We start from the raw sequence: 17,347 nt of genomic DNA, 5'->3' as shown, positions 1-17,347 counted from the left end.
GCCCGGCCCCATTTCGAAAGGGCCCGGATGGATCTCGAAGAACTGGACGTCGCCGTCGACAACGGCAGCATCGACACCGTGCTGCTGGCGCTGACCGACATGCAGGGCAGGTTGCAGGGCAAGCGTCTGCACGGCCGCTACTTCGTGGACGAGGTGGTCAGCGGGGGCAGCGAGGGCTGCAACTATCTGCTCGCGGTGGACGTCGACATGAACACCGTGGACGGCTACGAGATGTCCTCCTGGGCCAGCGGCTACGGCGATTTCGTGATGAAGCCCGACTTCACGACGTTGCGCCGGGTGCCGTGGCAGGAGGGTACGGCGCTGGTGCTGGCCGACCTCGAGACGACCGACGGAGTGCCCGTCTACGCGTCGCCGCGACAGATCCTGCAGAAGCAGCTCGACCGGCTCGCCTCGCACGGGCTCACGGCGTACGCGGGGACCGAACTTGAATTCGTGCTGTATCGCGACAGTTACGAGCAAGCGTTCGACAAGGCGTATCGCGATCTGACGCCGGCCAATCAGTACAACGTGGATTACTCGATGCTCGGGACGGCCCGGGTGGAGCCGTTTCTGCGCCGCATCCGCAACGAGATGTACGGCGCGGGGCTGCTGCCGGAGAGCGCCAAGGGTGAATGCAACTACGGGCAGCACGAGATCGCGTTCCGTTATGCCGACGCGCTGACCTGCGCGGACAACCACGTGATCTACAAGAACGGGGCCAAGGAGATCGCGGCGCAGGAGGGCATGGCGCTGACCTTCATGGCCAAGCCGAACGCGCGCGAGGGGAACTCGTGCCACATTCACTTCTCGCTGCGCGGTTCCGACGGCAAGTCGGCGATGCTGGGCGACGGGCCGGCCCATCTGAGCGTCACGGGGCAGCAAGTGCTGGCCGGGCTGCTGGCCACGATGCGCGAATTCAGCCTGCTCTTCGCGCCCAACATCAACTCGTACAAGCGGTATCAGCCGGGGTCGTTCGCGCCGACCGCTCTGCGCTGGGGAGTGGACAACCGGACCTGTGCGCTGCGCATCGCCGGGCACGGGCAGGGAATGCGGGTGGAGAACCGGGTGCCGGGCGGGGACGTGAATCCCTATCTGGCCATCGCGGCGTTGGTGGCCGGGGCGCTGCACGGCATCGAGAACGAATTGTCGCTGGAGAACGAATTCACCGGCAACGCGTACGAGGACTCGGACGCGGATCGGGTGCCGACAACGCTGCGGGAGGCGCAGCAACTGTGGCTGGGCAGCTCAGTCGGGCAGGCGGCTTTCGGGGCGGACGTGGTCGGCCACTACGCCAACATGGCGCAGGTGGAGCTGGCCGCTTTCGACGCCGCCGTCACCGACTGGGAGCTGCGCCGCGGCTTCGAACGCATGTGACCCGTCGTCCGCCGATCTTGCCAGCGCGGGCCTCGGCCCGCTGATCTTGCCCCGGTACGCCTCCGCCTCCCCCTCCCGCCCAGGGACGTGGGCTGAACCTACCCCCCGGGGCGGGAGGCGAGCCGGGTTGTCCACAGAAGCGCGTTGTCCACAGGAGCGGAGTCGCGCCATCCATCCGTGTGTAAGGATCCAGCCGTGACCACAACTGACGTCATCAATCCGGCCACCGGGGCGGTGTTCACCAGCGTTCCGTCGCTCGATCTGGCCGCCACCGACGCCGCGATCGAGCGGGCGCAGCAGGCCTTCCCCGCGTGGCGGGCGATCGCCCCCGGCGACCGGGCCCGGCTCCTGCGCCGGTTCGCCGCCGTGGTCGACCAGCACCTCGACGAGCTCGCCGAGCTCGAGGTGCGCAACGCCGGCCACACCATCGGCAACGCCCGGTGGGAGGCGGGCAACGTCCGCGACGTCCTCGACTACTACGCGGGCGCCCCCGAGCGGCTCAGCGGCCGCCAGATCCCGGTCGCCGGCGGCCTCGACGTGACGTTCCACGAGCCGCTCGGCGTCGTCGGCATCATCGTGCCGTGGAACTTCCCGATGCCGATCGCCGGCTGGGGTTTCGCTCCCGCGCTGGCGGCCGGCAACACGGTCGTGCTCAAGCCGGCCGAGTTCACCCCGCTGACCGCGATCCGGCTCGGTGAGCTGGCCCTCGAGGCCGGGCTGCCCGAGCACGTGTTCCAGATCGTCCCCGGCAAGGGCTCGGTCGTCGGGCAGCGGTTCGTCACCCACCCGGCCGTGCGCAAGGTCTGCTTCACCGGCTCGACCGAGGTCGGCAAGTCGATCATGGCGGGCGCGGCCGACCAGGTGAAGCGCGTGACCCTCGAGCTGGGCGGCAAGAGCGCCAACATCGTCTTCGCCGACGCCGACCTCGAGAAGGCGGCCTCCTCGGCTCCGGCGAGCGTCTTCGACAACGCCGGGCAGGACTGCTGCGCCCGTTCGCGCCTGCTGGTGCAGGAGTCGGTCTACGACAAGTTCCTGTCGATGCTCGAACCCGCGGTGAAGGCGTTCCAGGTGTCCGACCCGTCGCTGCCGACCGCCGAGATGGGGCCGCTGATCTCCGCGGGTCACCGGGCGACCGTCGCGTCATATGTCGAGGGGTCCGATGTCGCCTTCGCCGGTCAGGCCCCGAGCGGCGACGGCTGGTGGTTCCCGCCGACGGTGCTGCTCGCCCACTCGACCGGCGACCGGCACTGGCGTGAGGAGGTCTTCGGGCCCGTCCTGTCGGTGCTGCCGTTCAAGGACGAGGAAGATGCTGTCCGGCTGGCCAACGACACCGAGTACGGGCTGTCCGGCTCACTGTGGACCCGTGACCTCGGCCGGGCCCTGCGAGTGTCGCGGGCGGTCGAGACCGGCGCGCTCAGCGTCAACAGCCACTCGTCGGTGCGTTACTGGACCCCGTTCGGCGGCATGAAGCAGTCGGGGCTGGGCCGCGAGCTCGGCCCTGACGCGCTGCTCAGCTTCACCGACGTCAAGAACGTTTTCCTGGCCATGGGAGATTGATTAAGTGGATCGTTTGCAGGATCGCGTCGCTGTCATCACCGGCGCGGGCAGCGGAATCGGGCTGGCGACAGCCCGCCGGTTCGCGGCCGAGGGAGCCAAGGTCGTCGCGGTCGACATCTCGGAGGAGGCCGGCCTGGCCGTCGCCGACGAGACGGGCGGAGAGTTCGTCGCCTGCGACGTGAGCGACGAGGAGCAGGTGCGGGCCCTGTTCGACGGTGTCGCCGAGCGGTACGGCCGGGTCGACATCGCCTTCAACAACGCCGGCATCTCGCCGCCGGACGACGACTCGATCCTGGTCACCGGCCTCGACGCGTGGGAGCGGGTGCTCAAGGTCAACACGACCTCGGTGTTCTTCTGCTGCAAGTACGCGATCCCGCACATGCAGCGGCAGGGCAAGGGCTCGATCATCAACACCGCGTCGTTCGTGGCGTTGCTGGGCGCGGCGACCTCGCAGATCGCCTACACCGCGAGCAAGGGCGGTGTGCTGGCGATGACCCGCGAGCTCGGGGTGCAGTTCGCCCGCGAGGGAATCCGGATCAACGCGCTGTGCCCCGGGCCGGTCGCTACGCCGTTGCTGATGGATCTTTTCGCCAAAGACCCCGAGCGGGCCGCGCGGCGCCTCGTCCATGTGCCGATGGGCCGGTTCGCCGAGCCCGCGGAGATCGCGGCCGCGGTCGCCTTCCTGGCCAGCGACGACGCCTCGTTCATGACCGCCTCGCAGTTCGTCGTTGACGGCGGCATCACAGGAGCTTATGTGACGCCTTTGTGACGTACGTTCGCCACGTGAACGTTTAGGTTCCTGTTACGCCGGGCAGCCCCTATGAACACCTTCCTCGGAGGGTGCAGGGGTCGAATCCCCGCCGGCGCAGGTCGATCCCTGTGTAGGTGGGACAGACGGGCCCAGGGCGCCGCGCTGTCACCCTCGTGACGGCGCGGCGCACCTAATCGGGTGGTTGAACCGAAACAAGATCTGGTTACGGTAAGGCGATGCGACGTCCGATCATCGGCATCACAACCTATGTGGATCAGGCCACCTGGGGCGTCTGGCGCGACCTTCCCACCACCTTCGTGCCGCACGACTACACCGAGGCCGTCACCCAGGCGGGTGGTCGCCCGGTGCTGATCCCGCCGCACGAGGACACCGACATCCTGACCGTGCTCGACGGATTGGTGCTGGCCGGCGGCCCTGACGTCAGCCCCGAGCTCTACGGCGCCGACCCCGAACCGCTGACCGTGACGCGACCCGGCCGCGACCGGGCGGAAATGCTGCTCGTCCGCCGGGCGTTGGACCTCGACGTCCCCGTTCTCGGCGTCTGCCGCGGCATGCAGCTCATGGTCGTCGCCTCCGGTGGCTCCCTGCACCAGCACCTGCCCGACGTGCTGGGCCACGAGAAGCACCGCCCCGCGCCCGCCGTCTACGGCGAGCACGACGCGTCGTTCGTCCCCGGTAGTCGCATCGCGGCCCTGATGGGTGACGATCTCGCCATCCGGTGCTTCCACCACCAGGGTGTCGCCGATGCCGGAAAACTCACAGTCACCGGACGCGCCGAGGACGGTCTCGCCGAGGCGGTCGAGGATGCCAGCCGTCGGTTCGCCCTGGGTGTGCAGTGGCACCCCGAGGTCATCCGCGACGAGCGGCTCTTCGGAGCGCTGGTCGCGGCGGCACGATAGAGGAAGAACCAAAGAGGAGGAAAGCACCGAATGCGCAGGCCCCTGATCGGCATGACCGCGTACGCCCAGCAGGTGCAGTACGGCAGCAACGACCTCGTGGCGGGCATGCTCCCCATGACGTATGTGCGAGCCGTGCACGCTGTGGGTGGCCGGGCCGTGCTGATCACCCCGGACGACCCTGGCACCGACGTGATCGACTCGCTCGACGGGATCGTCTTCAGCGGTGGCGGTGACATCGACCCGGCGTACTGGGGGGCCGAGCGGCACCCGGCGACCGAGGTCGACAAGGAGCGCGACGAGTCCGAGATCATGCTGATGCGGGCCGCGCTCGAGGCCGACCTGCCGCTGCTGGGCGTCTGCCGCGGCCTGCAGGTGATGGCCGTCGTCGGCGGCGGCACGCTGCACCAGCACCTGCCCGACATCATCGGTCACGACCGGCACCGGGCTGCCTCGGGCACCGACCCGCTGGCCGCCGACGCCTCCGCCTACGGGCGGCACGACGTGATCACCGAGCCGGGTTCGATCGCGCACCGGCTGATCGGCGCGCACTCCACCGTGAATTCGTTCCACCACCAGGCGGTCGACGACCCGGGCTCGTTCACGGCGACCGGCTGGTGCCCCGACGACCGGGTCATCGAGATCATCGAAGACCCGGCTCATGCGTACGCCGTGGGGGTGCAGTGGCACCCGGAGCGCACCGCTGATCTGCGCTTCTTCGCCGCGCTGGTCGAGGCGGCGGCCAAGCGCTCGGGGCTCAAGCCGCAGGCGTTCGCGGCTTAGTCGCTCGGCGAGCCCCGCGCCCTATCCGGTGTTACCGTGCTCAACCGTACGGTGGTCGAGTTGGGGAGGGCCGATGAGCGCGAGCGCCCTTCCGAGCCGGCTCCGCGCGGCGTTCGAGCGGGGCGGCGAGATGGGCCGCCGCATGATCGAGTTCGACTGGTCGGCCAGCCCGCTGGGTCCGCCCGCCGGCTGGCCGCCCGAGCTCTGCACCGCGGTGACGACCATGCTCGCCTCCCGCGCCCAGATCATTATTTTCTGGGGCCCGCAGTACTGCTCGTTTTACAACGACGCCTACATCCCAGCGATGGGCGGCAAGCACCCGCACTTCCTGGGCCGGCCGGGCAGCGAGCTGTGGGCCGAGGCCTGGTCGGTCCTCAAGATCCTGTTTGACGGGGTGCGGTCCGACGGCGAGGCGTTCTGGGCGACCGACCACCCGTTCATGCTCGAACGGCACGGTTTCCTCGAGGAGACCTACTTCGACATCTCGTACGACCCGATCCGCACCGAGGCGGGCACGGTCGACGGCATTTTTTGCATCGTCTCGGACACGACCGGCCGGGTTCTCGGCGAGCGCCGGGTGCGCACGCTCAGCGCGCTCGGATCCCGGCTGGCCGACTCGCCCGATCAGGCCGCGCTGGCGGCCGAGGTGTCCGCCGTCTTCGCCGAGAACGCGGCCGACGTGCCGTACGCCCGCCTGGTTCTCGACGAGGCCGACGACGGGAGCACACCCGAGGCGGTGCACCCGCTGGTACGGCAGGTGATCCGGATGGGGCAGGCCGCGTCGGCGAGCTTCCCCACGATCATCGCCGAGGCGCCGGGGGTGGCCGATCAGGCGGTCGTGCTGCCGGTCACCGTGGGAACCGCGCGGGTCGGCGCGCTCGTGGTGGGCCTGAGCCGCTATCTGGCGCCCGGCGGAGGCTATCGCGACTTCCTTGAGCTGGCGGCCGCGCAGATCTCGCGGGCCGTGGGCAACCTGAGAGCGTACGAGCAGGAGCGTGCCCGCGCCGTCGAGCTGGCCGCCCTGGACCGGGCCAAGACCAACTTCTTCTCGAACGTCAGCCACGAGTTCCGTACGCCGCTGACGTTGATTCTGGGTCCGCTCGAAGACCTGCTGGACGACCCGGAGCTGCCCGACGGCGAACGGGAGCGGCTGCTGCCGATGCGGCGTAACGGCCTGCGCCTGCTCAAGCTGGTCAACACGGTTCTCGACTTCTCGCGGCTCGAGTCGGGCCGGCTTCGCGCCGCCTACCAGCCCACCGATTTGGCCGACTACACGGCCCGGCTGGCCAGCACGTTCCGGTCGGCCGCCGAGCGGGCCGGGCTCGAGCTGCTGGTCGACTCGTCGCCGCTGCCCGCGCCCGTGCTCGTCGACCGCGAGATGTGGGAGAAGATCGTTCTCAACCTGCTCTCGAACGCGGTGAAGTACACCCCGAACGGGCGCATCAAGGTACGGGTGCGGCCCACCGACCGGGGCGCCGAGCTGACCGTGCGCGACACCGGGGTCGGCATCCCGGCCGACCAGCTCCCGCTGCTGTTCGACCGCTTCCACCGGGTCACCGGGGTCTGGTCGCGCAGCCACGAGGGCACCGGCATCGGCCTGGCTCTGGTGCGTGAGCTGGCCGAACTGCACGGAGGGTCGGCCGGCGTCGAGAGCGAGCCCGGCCAGGGCAGCGTCTTCACGGTCACGATCCCGTTCGGCACGGCTCACCTGCCGGCTGACCGGATCACCGCCAGTGGGGGCAATGTCGTCGGTGAGATCGACGCCCGGCCGTACGTCGAGGAGGCCGAGCACTGGTGGACCGGCGACGAGACGCCGCTGCCCGTGCCGGAGCCGACGGGGGCGGACCGCCCGCGCGGCCGGATCCTGGTCGTCGACGACAACGCTGACCTGCGCGACCACCTCAGGCGGCTGCTGCGGCCGCTGTGGGACGTCACCACGGCGGTGGACGGCCGGGCGGCGCTCGAGCTGGCCGGGCGACAGGAGTTCGACCTGGTGCTGACCGACGTGATGATGCCCCGGCTGGACGGCTTCGGGCTGATCGCCGCGCTGCGCGCCGACGAGCGCACCCGCGAGATCCCGATCGTCGTGCTGTCGGCCCGCGCCGGTGAGGAGGCGTCCAGCGAGGGGCTCGCCGCGGGCGCCGACGACTACCTGGTCAAACCGTTCTCGGCCCGCGACCTGACCGCGCGGGTGCGCGCCAACCTCGACCTCGGTCAGGCCCGCCGCCAGATCATCAGCCGGCTGCGCGGGCTGGTCGACACGGCCGCCGCGGTGAACACCGTGCGCACCACCTCCGAGGTGCTCGACGTCGCCGCCCAGCACGTGCGCGACATGGCCGCGGCCGGCCGGGTGGTGATCACCGTGCCCGGCGCCCGGGCCGAGGTCGACGGGGGTGCCGACCCGCGGATCCGGCCCGACGTGGTGCTGCCGCTGCCCGACACGTCCGGCGCGACCGTCGGCGAGCTTCGGGTCTGGTCGTCGCCGCAGAGCACCCTCGAACCGGCGCTGCTGGCCCAGCTCGCCCGGCTCATCGGCCTGCGGCTCGAGAACGCCCGCCTCTACGAGGCCGAGCACCGCATCGCGACCACGTTGCAGCACAGCCTGCTGCCGCGGTCGCTGCCCCGGGTGCCGGGGGCCATCGTGGCCAGCCGCTACCTGCCGGGCAGCAGCGAGGCCGAGGTCGGCGGCGACTGGTACGACGTCATCGCCGCCCCCGACGACCAGCTCTTCCTGGTCATCGGGGACGTGGTCGGCAAGGGCGTACAGGCGGCGGCCGGCATGGGCCAGCTCCGCAACGCGCTGCGGGCGTACATCCTGGAGGGCTTCGACTGCGGCGAGGCGCTGACCCGGCTCAACCGGCTGGTCGACAACCTGGGTCAGCGGCAGTTCGCGACGGTCGTGTGCGTGCGCTTCGACCCGCGGCGGCGCCGGGTGCACTTCTCGTCGGCCGGTCACCCGCCGCCGGTGCTGGTGGCGCCGGGCGAGGTCGGCTCGTTCCTTTACACCTCCGCGCTCGGGCCGCCGATCGGCGCGCTCGGCGACGTCGGCTATCCGACGCTCGAGGCCGACCTGCCCGCGAACTCGCGGCTGCTGCTCTACACCGACGGCCTGGTCGAGGACCGGGAGGCCGGCATCGACGCCGGGCTGGCCGAGCTGACCGTCGACGCCGCGCAGCCGGCCGAGCACGTGGAGGACCTGCTCGACACCCTGCTGGCCAAGGCGGCCAAGCGCTCGCGGCGCGACGACATCGCCCTGCTGGCCCTGGAGGCGACCGAGCCGCTGCAGTTCGTGCTGCGGTTGCCGGCCGAGCCGACCGGGCTCAGCGTGCTGCGACGCCGGCTCGAGGAGTTCCTGAGCGGCCACGAGGTGCCCGAGGCCGACATCTTCGACGTGATCGTGGCCGTCTCGGAGGCGGCGGCGAACGCCATCGAGCATCCGGTCGAGCCGGCCGAGGAGACGGTGACCGTCGAGGCGGCGCTGGCCGACGACGCGGTCGTGGTCACGGTGCGCGACACCGGCACCTGGCGTCCCAGCACCTCCGGCGGGTTCCGGGGTCGCGGGCTGGCGTTGATCGGCGCGCTCACCGACCTGGCCGTGGAGCGTTCCGAATCGGGGACCGCGGTGACGTTGAGGCGTCCGCTCAGTCGCTGAGCCAGGGCTGCGTCGACAGGCCCGATATCTCGAGCACGCGGCGCACCTGGGACGAGGGGAGCACGGTCAGATGGGCGCCGTAGTGCTCGGCCAGCTGGAGCAGCGCGTGGATCGCGGCCGAGTCGAAGAAGGTGACCGCTCGCAGGTCGAGGGTGGCTGATCGGGCGATGTCCTTGGTGCCGGCCTGGACCATGGCGTCGGCCGTGGACATGTCGACCTCGCCGGTGACCGTCACGACGACACGGTCCTGATCCACGGCCACCGTGGCCGTGAAGTTCTGGTCCGCCCGCTCTTGATCCACGCTGACACGATTTCATAGGGGCCGGAGGGCGGCAAGAACCGCCGACGCGGCTCACGCCTGCGTCCGCCGCCACAGTCCCGGCCCGTACGCGCGGTTATAGGCTTGCCCCATGACCGTGCGCGCGCCACTGGTGCCGGGAAAGCAGACGCCCTGGCGGGCTGTCCCGGCGCAGATCGTCCGTCCTGAGTATGTCGGCAAGAAGCGCCCGAAAGAGTGGCGCGGATCGCACGTGCAGACCGCCGAGACCATCGAGAAGATGCGGATCGCCGGTCGGCTGGCAGCACAGGCCACCCAGCTCGCCGGCGAGAACTGCAAGCCGGGTGTCACCACCGACGAGATCGACCGGGTGGTGCACGAGTTCCTCTGCGACCACGGGGCCTACCCGTCGACGCTGGGCTACAAGGGCTTCCCCAAGTCGTGCTGCACGTCGCTCAACGAGGTCATCTGCCACGGCATCCCCGACTCGACCGTGCTCGAGGACGGCGACATCATCAACGTCGACGTCACGGCCTACCTCAACGGCGTGCACGGCGACACCGACGCGACCTTCCTGGTCGGCGAGGTCGACGAGGAGGGGCGACTGCTCGTCGAACGCACCCACGAGGCGATGATGCGCGGCATCAAGGCCGTCGCGCCGGGCCGGTCGATCAACGTCGTCGGGCGGGTCATCGAGTCGTACGCGCGCCGTTTCGGCTACGGCGTGGTGCGTGACTTCACCGGGCACGGCATCGGCGAGACGTTCCACTCGGGGCTCTATATCCCGCACTACGACAACCCGCGCCTCGACACGGTGATGGAGACGGGCATGACCTTCACCATCGAGCCGATGATCACCCTCGGCACCTACGAGTACGACATCTGGGGCGACGGCTGGACCGTGGTCACCAAAGACCGTAGGTGGACCGCCCAGTTCGAGCACACGCTCGTGGTCACCGACGACGGCTATGAGATCCTGACCCTGCCGTGACCGAGGTCCGCGAGCACCATCACGCCGACGTCTCCGGCGGGTGGTTGCGGGCCGCGACCTTCGGCGCGATGGACGGCCTGGTCACCAACATCGCGCTGATCGCCGGGGTGGGCGGCGGCGGGGTCGACCGGCACACCCTGATGCTCACCGGCGTGGCCGGGCTGGTCGCCGGGGCGATTTCGATGGGCCTGGGTGAATACACGAGCGTGCGCACCCAGAACGAGCAGATCGGCGCCGAGCTGGCCAAGGAGCTGCGCGAGCTGACCGTCAACCCCGAGGGTGAGGCCGAGGAGCAGGTACGCCGCTGGGTCGATCGCGGGCTGCCCGAAGACCTGGCCCGGCAGGTCTCCGACGTGCTCAAACGACACCCCGAACAGGCCCTGCGCATCCACGCGCAGGAGGAGCTGGGCGTGGTGCCCGACGAACTGCCCAGCCCGTGGACGGCGGCCGGCTCGTCGTTCGTGTGCTTCGCGCTCGGCGCGCTGTTCCCGCTGATCACGATCCTGCTCGGCTTCGACAGCCTGGCCCTCGCGCTGGGCGTGGGCGGGCTCGGCCTGTTCATCGCCGGGGCCGTGGTGGGCCGGTTCACCGCGCGTCCCTGGTGGCTGGGCGGTCTGCGTCAGCTCGTCCTCGGGGCGCTGGCGGCCGCGGCGACGTACGGCATCGGTGTTCTCATCGGCGTGGGCCTGAGTGGTTGATCATCCGGCGCGGCCCGGGAAGGGCAGCGTTGCCGGGCTCACCTCGGCCAGACGGCGCCAGCGCGTAGCCCGTACGGCCGCCTCGGTCATCGCGGCCAGAGCCGTCCCGCGGTCGTTGCCGGTGGTCACCGGAAGCACCGGGCGCCACGCCTGGGCCACGCCGTCCTCGATCTGGATCGCCAGCTTGAGGGCGCTTTCCCGGTCGGTCACCGCGAAGGGCAGCTCGTAGCCGGCGGGGGAGGCGGCCGCGCTGGCCTTGAGCGTGTCGAGGCGCCCGACGAGATAGTCGCGACGGCCGCGGTGGGCCTGCTCGGCCGCCCGCGCCTCGGCGATGTCGCCCTTGCCCGACAGGTGAACACCGATGATCCCGTACGCGTAGATGGCCGCTTCCTCGGCGGCCAGAGCGGCTCCCGTCTGCGGGTTCATCGCAGTGCCTCCGCGTGGGTGGCCCGGCTCGCGGCGATCGAGCCGACCAGGGCCGCGCGCTCGGCCGGCGCCGCCTTGCACGCCGCGACCGCCGTCTTCTGCGCCGCCTGCTCGGCCGCGCGCAACGTCGCGACTGTCTCCGCACCGGCTGCGGCACTCGCTGAGACAGCTCCGGCACTTGCTGCGGACGATCCGCTGGTTGAGGGCAGCGTCGCGCCGATCAGCCGGGCCAGCTCGGCGGCGTGCGCGCGGTGGTCGTCGGCCAGGGGAGTGAGCCGGGTGGCCAGACCGGGCTCGGTCACCACCGCCCGGTCGTAGGCCGCGGCCAGTGCCAAAGCCTCGTCGAGCAGGGGCTGCAGCGCGTCGGGCGCCTCGGGCAGCTCGGGATCGTCGTCGAAGAACCCGCAGCCCGCGAGGCTGGCGACGCTCAACCCGGCCGCGCCCGCGAGCACCCTTCGGCGGCTGTGTCCGGTCACACTCATCAGCACCGCGCCAGTCAACACCATGGGGTCCGCGCCATGACCTGCGGATGGCGCGGATTCGGTGCGGCGCCGAACCGGCTCCGGACGGGGCGCGTTACGCTCTGTCTCAGCCGCGGGGCTAACCGGCCCGGCGGCATATAGTCGTTTGTCTGAATATCGACGAAAGGGCGAGTCCCGATGACGCAGCGTGGTCGTGCTGGCGCTCGGCCCGGTCAGGGCCCCGGAGCGCGCCGACGTCGCGAGGACGCCGAACCGCGTGTCCCCGCCGCCCCGCGCGTCGACCTGACCGCCGCCCGTGCCCGGGTGCGCGCGGTGATCGAGCCCGTCGTCACGGCGGCGGGCTACGACCTCGAGGACGTGAGCATCACCCGGGCCGGCCGCCGGCACGTCGTGCGGGTGATGGTCGACACCGACGGTGGCATCAGCCTCGACGACGTGGCGATCGTCTCCCGCGAGATCTCGACCGCGCTCGACGAGGCCGAGGAGTCCGGCGGCGAGGTGCTCGCCGGCGAATACCAGCTCGAGGTCGGGTCGCCCGGCGTCGACCGTCCGCTGACCCTGCCCCGCCACTGGCGGCGCAACCGCGGCCGGCTGGTCGCGGTCAACGGGCTCACCGGTCGCGTCGTCGAGGCCGGTGACGAGGGCATCACGCTCGACGTCGACGGCGTTCCCCACGCGCTGCGCTTCGACGAGCTCGGCCCCGGCAAGGTGCAGATCGAGTTCAAGAAGCTGGACGAAGCCGATTTCGGCGACGAAGACGACGATGACGACGAGGACGAAGGGGAGGGCGAGGAATGAACATCGACCTCGCGGCGCTGCGCGCCCTGGAGCGCGAGCGGGAGATCCCGTTCGACACGATTCTGGCGGCCATCGAGACGGCCCTGCTGACGGCCTACCGGCACACCGAGGGCGCGCAGTCGCACGCCCGGGTCGAGATCGACCGCAAGACCGGCGTCGCGTCGGTGCTGGCGCAGGAACTCGACCCCGACGGCACGGTGGTGCGCGAGTGGGACGACACCCCGCACGACTTCGGCCGCATCGCCGCCATGACCGCCAAGCAGGTCATCCTGCAGCGGCTGCGCGAGGCCACCGACGAGCAGCACTTCGGTGAGTACGCGGGCCGCGACGGCGATCTCGTCACCGGCATCGTGCAGGCCGACGCCGCGCGGGCCGAGAAGGGCATCGTCCTGGTCGACCTCGGCAAGATCGAGGCCGTCCTGCCGCAGTCCGAGCAGGTGCCCGGCGAGGCGCCCTACCAGCACGGCTCCCGCCTGCGGGCGATCGTGGTGCACGTGGCCAAGGGCTTCCGCGGCCCCCAGGTCACCCTCTCGCGGTCGCACCCGGCGCTGGTCAAGAAGCTGTTCGCCCTCGAGGTGCCCGAGATCGCCGACGGCACCGTCGAGATCGCGGCGATCGCCCGTGAGGCAGGTCACCGCACCAAGATCGCCGTGCACTCGACCGTGCAGGGCGTCAACGCCAAGGGCGCCTGCATCGGCCCGATGGGCCAGCGCGTGCGGGCCGTGATGAGCGAGCTGCACGGCGAGAAGATCGACATCATCGACTGGTCGGAAGACCCGGCTCAGTTCGTCGGAAACGCGCTCTCACCGGCCAAGGCGCTGCGGGTCGAGGTGGTCGACGCGGCCACCCGCACGGCCCGCGTGACCGTGCCCGACTTCCAGCTCTCGCTGGCGATCGGCCGCGAGGGGCAGAACGCCCGCCTCGCCGCCCGCCTCACCGGCTGGCGCATCGACATCCGGCCCGACAACGAGCCGGCCGACCGTTCGGCACCCTCGGATCGTGATGCGGCCGAGGCTGGAAGCTGACCGGCTGAGCGCTCCGGACGCGAGCGGGGTAGACTTTCGGGTGGTCGGCCCGACGCGCATGTGTGTTGGCTGTCGCAAGCGTGCGCTGGCTTCCGTATTGATTCGGTTCGTCGCGGCAGGTTCCGGGGATGATCTCCGGCTCCAGCCCGATCCGGGCCGCCGACTGCCGGGTCGGGGAGCACATCTGCATCCTGATCCGGCTTGCTTCGCGCTGGCGGAGCGGCGCCGCGCCTTCGGGCGTGCGCTGCGACTCACCGGTGTCGCTGACACCGAGCCGCTGGCCGAGCATCTCCGCGAGGTCGCTAAGCCGAGCGGACAGACCGATGACGTGACCATCGAGGCCACGTCACGACCTAGCAGGGTAGGACGACCTAGATGAGCACACGATGAAGTCCCTGAAATGACCAGGCTTCTAGTGCACGAGTGAGGTCGCTGCGGGTACTGCTCGCACGACCTCGAAGTGAGGAGTGCAGTGCCAGGCAAGGCCCGCGTACACGAGCTCGCAAAGGAGCTCGGGGTCGACAGCAAGACCGTTCTCGCCAAGCTCAAAGAGATGGGCGAGTTCGTCAAATCCGCATCCAGCACGGTCGAGGCCCCGGTGGCCCGGCGGCTGCGTGGTGCCCTCGAGGCAGGTTCCGCTCCGGCGGCCCCCGCCGCGTCGGCTCCTAGCGCACCCGCGCCCGCCGCCGCCCGCCCGGCTCCGTCCAACGCGCGGCCGCAGCCGCCGCGCCGTCCCGCCGCCCCGGCCGCGGGTGCGCCCTCCAGCGCCCCCACGTCCCCGGCAGCGCCGGCGCCCGGCCCGTTCGTGCGTCCCAAGCCGCCGGTCGTCCCCGGCCGTCCGGGCCCCGTGCCCGGTCCGGTCGCCAAACCGGCGAGCGCCCACGACATCGAGGTCGCCGCGGCCGAGGCTCGCGCCTCGGCGCTCAAGGCTGAGCAGGAGGCCGCGGTCAAGGCCGCACAGGCCGCCCGCACCCGCGACGCTGAGCGTCGCGCTCAGCAGCCGCCGGCCGACGGTGGCACCCGTCCGCGCACCCCGGGCCCCGGCTCGGTCCCGCCGCGTCCGGGTTCCCCGGCCGCCCGGCCCGCCACTCCCGGCGCGCCCGGTGGTCCGCGTCCCGGCCCGGCCGGTGGCGCTCCGCGTCCGCCGGCGCGTGGACCCGGTAACAACCCGTTCGGTGTGTCCGGTGGTGGGGCCGCTCGGCCCTCGCCCGCCGCGATGCCCCGGCCCAACCAGCCCGGCATGCCGCCGCGGCCGAGCCCGGCGTCGATGCCGCCGCGGCCCAGCCCCGCGTCCATGCCGGCGCAGCGCCCGGCCGGTCCCGGTCGTGGCGGTCCCGGCGGTGGCGCCGGTCGTCCCGGTGGTCCCGGCGGCGGTCGTGGCGGCCCCGGCGGCGGCGCCGGTGGCGGTTTCCGTCCCGGTGGCGGTGGCGGCGCTGGTGGCGGTGGCTACCGCGGCGGTGCCGGCGGCGGTGGCGGTGCCGGTGGCGGCGGCTACCGAGGTGGTCCCGGCGGTGGCGGCGGCGGTGCCGGTGGCGGTTTCCGTCCCGGTGGCGGTGCCCCGGCCGGTGGTGCCCCGGGTCGTCCCGGTGGTGGCGGTCGTGGTCGTGGCGGCGGTGCCGCGGGTGCCTTCGGGCGTCCGGGTGGCCGGCCGACCCGTGGCCGCAAGTCGAAGAAGCAGCGGCGTCAGGAGTTCGACAACCTGTCGGCGCCGCAGATGAGCTCCGGCGCTCCGCGGGGTCAGGGTCAAGAGATCCGGCTCTCCCGTGGCGCGTCGCTCTCCGACTTCGCCGACAAGATCAACGCGAACCCCGGCTCGCTGGTCCAGGAGATGTTCAACCTGGGCGAGATGGTGACGGCGACGCAGTCGTGCTCCGACGACACGTTGCTGCTGCTCGGCGAGCACCTGGGCTTCACGGTGAGCATCGTCAGCCCCGAGGACGAGGACCGTGAGCTGCTCGCGCAGTTCAACATCGACCTCGACGCCGCGGTGGACGAGTCCCGTCTGGTCACCCGTCCTCCGGTCGTGACCGTCATGGGTCACGTCGACCACGGTAAGACGAAGCTGCTCGACGCGATCCGCAAGACCAACGTGGTGGCCGGCGAGGCGGGTGGCATCACCCAGCACATCGGCGCCTACCAGGTGCACTACGAGCACAACGGCGAGGACCGGGCGATCACCTTCCTCGACACCCCGGGTCACGAGGCGTTCACCGCCATGCGTGCCCGTGGTGCCCAGGTGACCGACATCGTCATCCTGGTCGTGGCGGCCGACGACGGCGTCATGCCGCAGACGGTCGAGGCGTTGAACCACGCCAAGGCGGCCGAGGTGCCGATCGTGGTCGCGGTCAACAAGGTCGACAAGCCCGACGCCAACCCGGACAAGGTGCGTCAGCAGCTGACCGACTACGGCCTGCTCGCTGAGGAGTACGGCGGCGACACGATGTTCGTCAACGTCGCGGCCAAGCCCGGCATCGGCATCGACGAGCTGCTCGAGGCGGTCCTCCTGACCGCCGACGCGTCGCTGGAGCTCACCGCTCCGATCGACGGGCCGGCTCAGGGTGCGGTCGTCGAGTCGCACCTCGACAAGGGCCGTGGCGCGGTCTCCACCGTGCTGGTGCAGAAGGGCACGCTGCGTGCCGGCGACTCGATCGTGGCGGGTGGCGCGCACGGCCGCGTCCGCGCCATGCTCGACGAGAACGGCAACGCGGTGTCCGAGGCCTTCCCGGCCCGTCCGGTCCTGGTGCTCGGTCTGACCTCGGTGCCCGGCGCGGGTGACACGTTCCTCGCCGGCGAGGACGACCGCACCGTTCGGCAGATCGCCGAGCAGCGGCAGGCTCGCCGTCGTGCGGCCAGCTTCGCCAACTCGCGCAGCAAGGCCACGCTCGAGACGCTCATGGAGCAGCTCAAGGAGGGCGAGAAGACCTCGCTCACCCTGGTCATCAAGGGCGACTCGTCCGGTTCGGTCGAGGCACTCGAGGACGCGCTGTTCAAGCTCGAGATTCCGGACGAGATCCAGCTCAAGGTCATCCACCGCGGCGTCGGTGCGATCACCGAGAGCGACGTGAACCTGGCGAGCGCCTCCTCCGAGGCGACCGCCACGATCATCGGCTTCAACGTCCGGGCCTCGAACAAGGTCAAGGAGATGGCCGACCGGGCGAACGTGGAGATCCGCTACTACAGCGTGATCTACCAGGCCATCGAGGAGATCGAGGCCGCGCTCAAGGGTCTGCTCAAGCCGGAGTACGAAGAGGTCGAGCAGGGTACGGCGGAGATCCGCGAGGTCTTCCGCTCGTCCAAGATCGGTCTCATCGCCGGCTGCATGGTCCGCACCGGTCTGCTGCGCCGCAACGCCAAGGCCCGCATCCTGCGGGACGGCGTCGTGGTGGCCGAGAACGTCACGATCAGCTCGCTGCGCCGCTTCAAGGACGACGCCACCGAGGTCCGCGAGGGCTTCGAGTGCGGTGTCACGATGAGCGGTTTCGGCACCCCGCAGGTCGGCGACGTGATCGAGACCTTCGAGATGCGTGAGAAGCCGCGCGCCTGATGACGCGGTAGGAACGGCCCCGGTGCTTCCGAGCATCGGGGCCGTTTCGCTTTCCGGACCGCTCTCCCTGCA

General features: G+C 71.0%; 15 protein-coding genes. 12 read left to right on the top strand and 3 right to left on the bottom strand.

Annotated elements, in window-relative coordinates:
- The first annotated feature begins 27 nt into the window (after nucleotides 1-27).
- The 6 genes from EER30_RS00540 to EER30_RS00515 all read left to right on the top strand — a co-directional run bounded on the left by EER30_RS00540 (nucleotide 28) and on the right by EER30_RS00515 (nucleotide 9,034).
- The gene (locus EER30_RS00540) at nucleotides 28-1,374 is read left to right on the top strand and encodes a glutamine synthetase family protein (RefSeq protein WP_127497178.1); all 1,347 of its coding nucleotides are present in this window, start codon (nucleotides 28-30) and stop codon (nucleotides 1,372-1,374) included.
- Nucleotides 1,375-1,569: 195 nt separating this feature from the next.
- Nucleotides 1,570-2,931: an aldehyde dehydrogenase family protein gene (locus EER30_RS00535; protein ID WP_127497176.1), complete on the top strand. Its 1,362-nt coding sequence runs from the start codon at nucleotides 1,570-1,572 to the stop codon at nucleotides 2,929-2,931.
- 4 nt (nucleotides 2,932-2,935) lie between these two features.
- Entirely contained in the window at nucleotides 2,936-3,700 is a 765-nt protein-coding gene (locus EER30_RS00530; RefSeq protein ID WP_127497174.1) for a 3-oxoacyl-ACP reductase, read from the top strand.
- Nucleotides 3,701-3,918: 218 nt separating this feature from the next.
- Nucleotides 3,919-4,602 carry a gamma-glutamyl-gamma-aminobutyrate hydrolase family protein gene (locus EER30_RS00525; protein WP_127497172.1) on the top strand — a complete coding sequence of 228 codons (684 nt, stop codon included), beginning with the start codon at nucleotides 3,919-3,921 and terminating at the stop codon, nucleotides 4,600-4,602.
- Between the two features lie 30 nt (nucleotides 4,603-4,632).
- Entirely contained in the window at nucleotides 4,633-5,382 is a 750-nt protein-coding gene (locus EER30_RS00520; RefSeq protein ID WP_127497170.1) for a gamma-glutamyl-gamma-aminobutyrate hydrolase family protein, read from the top strand.
- 73 nt (nucleotides 5,383-5,455) lie between these two features.
- Nucleotides 5,456-9,034 carry a SpoIIE family protein phosphatase gene (locus EER30_RS00515; protein ID WP_240669690.1) on the top strand — a complete coding sequence of 1,193 codons (3,579 nt, stop codon included), beginning with the start codon at nucleotides 5,456-5,458 and terminating at the stop codon, nucleotides 9,032-9,034.
- Here EER30_RS00515 and EER30_RS00510 read toward each other — a convergent pair.
- Nucleotides 9,024-9,335 carry an STAS domain-containing protein gene (locus tag EER30_RS00510; RefSeq protein ID WP_127497168.1) on the bottom strand — a complete coding sequence of 104 codons (312 nt, stop codon included), beginning with the start codon at nucleotides 9,333-9,335 and terminating at the stop codon, nucleotides 9,024-9,026. The two genes, EER30_RS00515 and EER30_RS00510, sit on opposite strands and share 11 nt — an antisense overlap.
- 109 nt (nucleotides 9,336-9,444) lie before the next feature.
- On the opposite strand from EER30_RS00510, the gene map reads away from it, so the two are divergent.
- Together map and EER30_RS00500 are read left to right on the top strand one after the other, a co-directional pair.
- Entirely contained in the window at nucleotides 9,445-10,302 is an 858-nt protein-coding gene (map, locus tag EER30_RS00505) for a type I methionyl aminopeptidase (RefSeq protein ID WP_127497166.1), read from the top strand.
- On the top strand, nucleotides 10,299-11,000 hold the full coding sequence (locus EER30_RS00500; protein ID WP_127497165.1) for a VIT1/CCC1 transporter family protein: 702 nt from the start codon (nucleotides 10,299-10,301) through the stop codon (nucleotides 10,998-11,000). Before map ends, EER30_RS00500 begins: the two co-directional genes overlap by 4 nt.
- Here EER30_RS00500 and EER30_RS00495 read toward each other — a convergent pair whose 3' ends face one another.
- Together EER30_RS00495 and EER30_RS00490 are read right to left on the bottom strand one after the other, a co-directional pair.
- On the bottom strand, nucleotides 11,001-11,426 hold the full coding sequence (locus EER30_RS00495; RefSeq protein ID WP_127497163.1) for a ferritin-like domain-containing protein: 426 nt from the start codon (nucleotides 11,424-11,426) through the stop codon (nucleotides 11,001-11,003).
- A complete protein-coding gene (locus EER30_RS00490; protein WP_205650080.1) occupies nucleotides 11,423-11,932 on the bottom strand; it encodes a hypothetical protein in 510 nt (169 codons plus the stop codon). The genes EER30_RS00495 and EER30_RS00490 overlap by 4 nt, the downstream gene beginning before the upstream one ends.
- Nucleotides 11,933-12,085: 153 nt before the next feature.
- Here EER30_RS00490 and rimP point away from each other — a divergent pair, with 153 nt between their 5' ends.
- The 4 genes from rimP to infB all read left to right on the top strand — a co-directional run bounded on the left by rimP (nucleotide 12,086) and on the right by infB (nucleotide 17,275).
- On the top strand, nucleotides 12,086-12,706 hold the full coding sequence (gene rimP, locus EER30_RS00485; RefSeq protein ID WP_127497161.1) for a ribosome maturation factor RimP: 621 nt from the start codon (nucleotides 12,086-12,088) through the stop codon (nucleotides 12,704-12,706).
- Nucleotides 12,703-13,731 carry a transcription termination factor NusA gene (gene nusA / locus EER30_RS00480; protein ID WP_127497159.1) on the top strand — a complete coding sequence of 343 codons (1,029 nt, stop codon included), beginning with the start codon at nucleotides 12,703-12,705 and terminating at the stop codon, nucleotides 13,729-13,731. Before rimP ends, nusA begins: the two co-directional genes overlap by 4 nt.
- Nucleotides 13,709-14,110, top strand: coding sequence for a DUF448 domain-containing protein (locus EER30_RS00475; protein ID WP_127499219.1), 402 nt, complete (start codon nucleotides 13,709-13,711; stop codon nucleotides 14,108-14,110). The genes nusA and EER30_RS00475 overlap by 23 nt, the downstream gene beginning before the upstream one ends.
- A gap of 93 nt (nucleotides 14,111-14,203) precedes the next feature.
- A complete protein-coding gene (gene infB, locus EER30_RS00470) occupies nucleotides 14,204-17,275 on the top strand; it encodes a translation initiation factor IF-2 (RefSeq protein ID WP_127497157.1) in 3,072 nt (1,023 codons plus the stop codon).
- Nucleotides 17,276-17,347: the final 72 nt, after the last annotated feature.

It is taken from the genome of Actinoplanes solisilvae (assembly GCF_003999975.1).
Taxonomy (GTDB): Bacteria; Actinomycetota; Actinomycetes; order Mycobacteriales; family Micromonosporaceae; genus Actinoplanes; species Actinoplanes solisilvae.
This window is presented reverse-complemented; position numbering and strand designations above follow the sequence as displayed.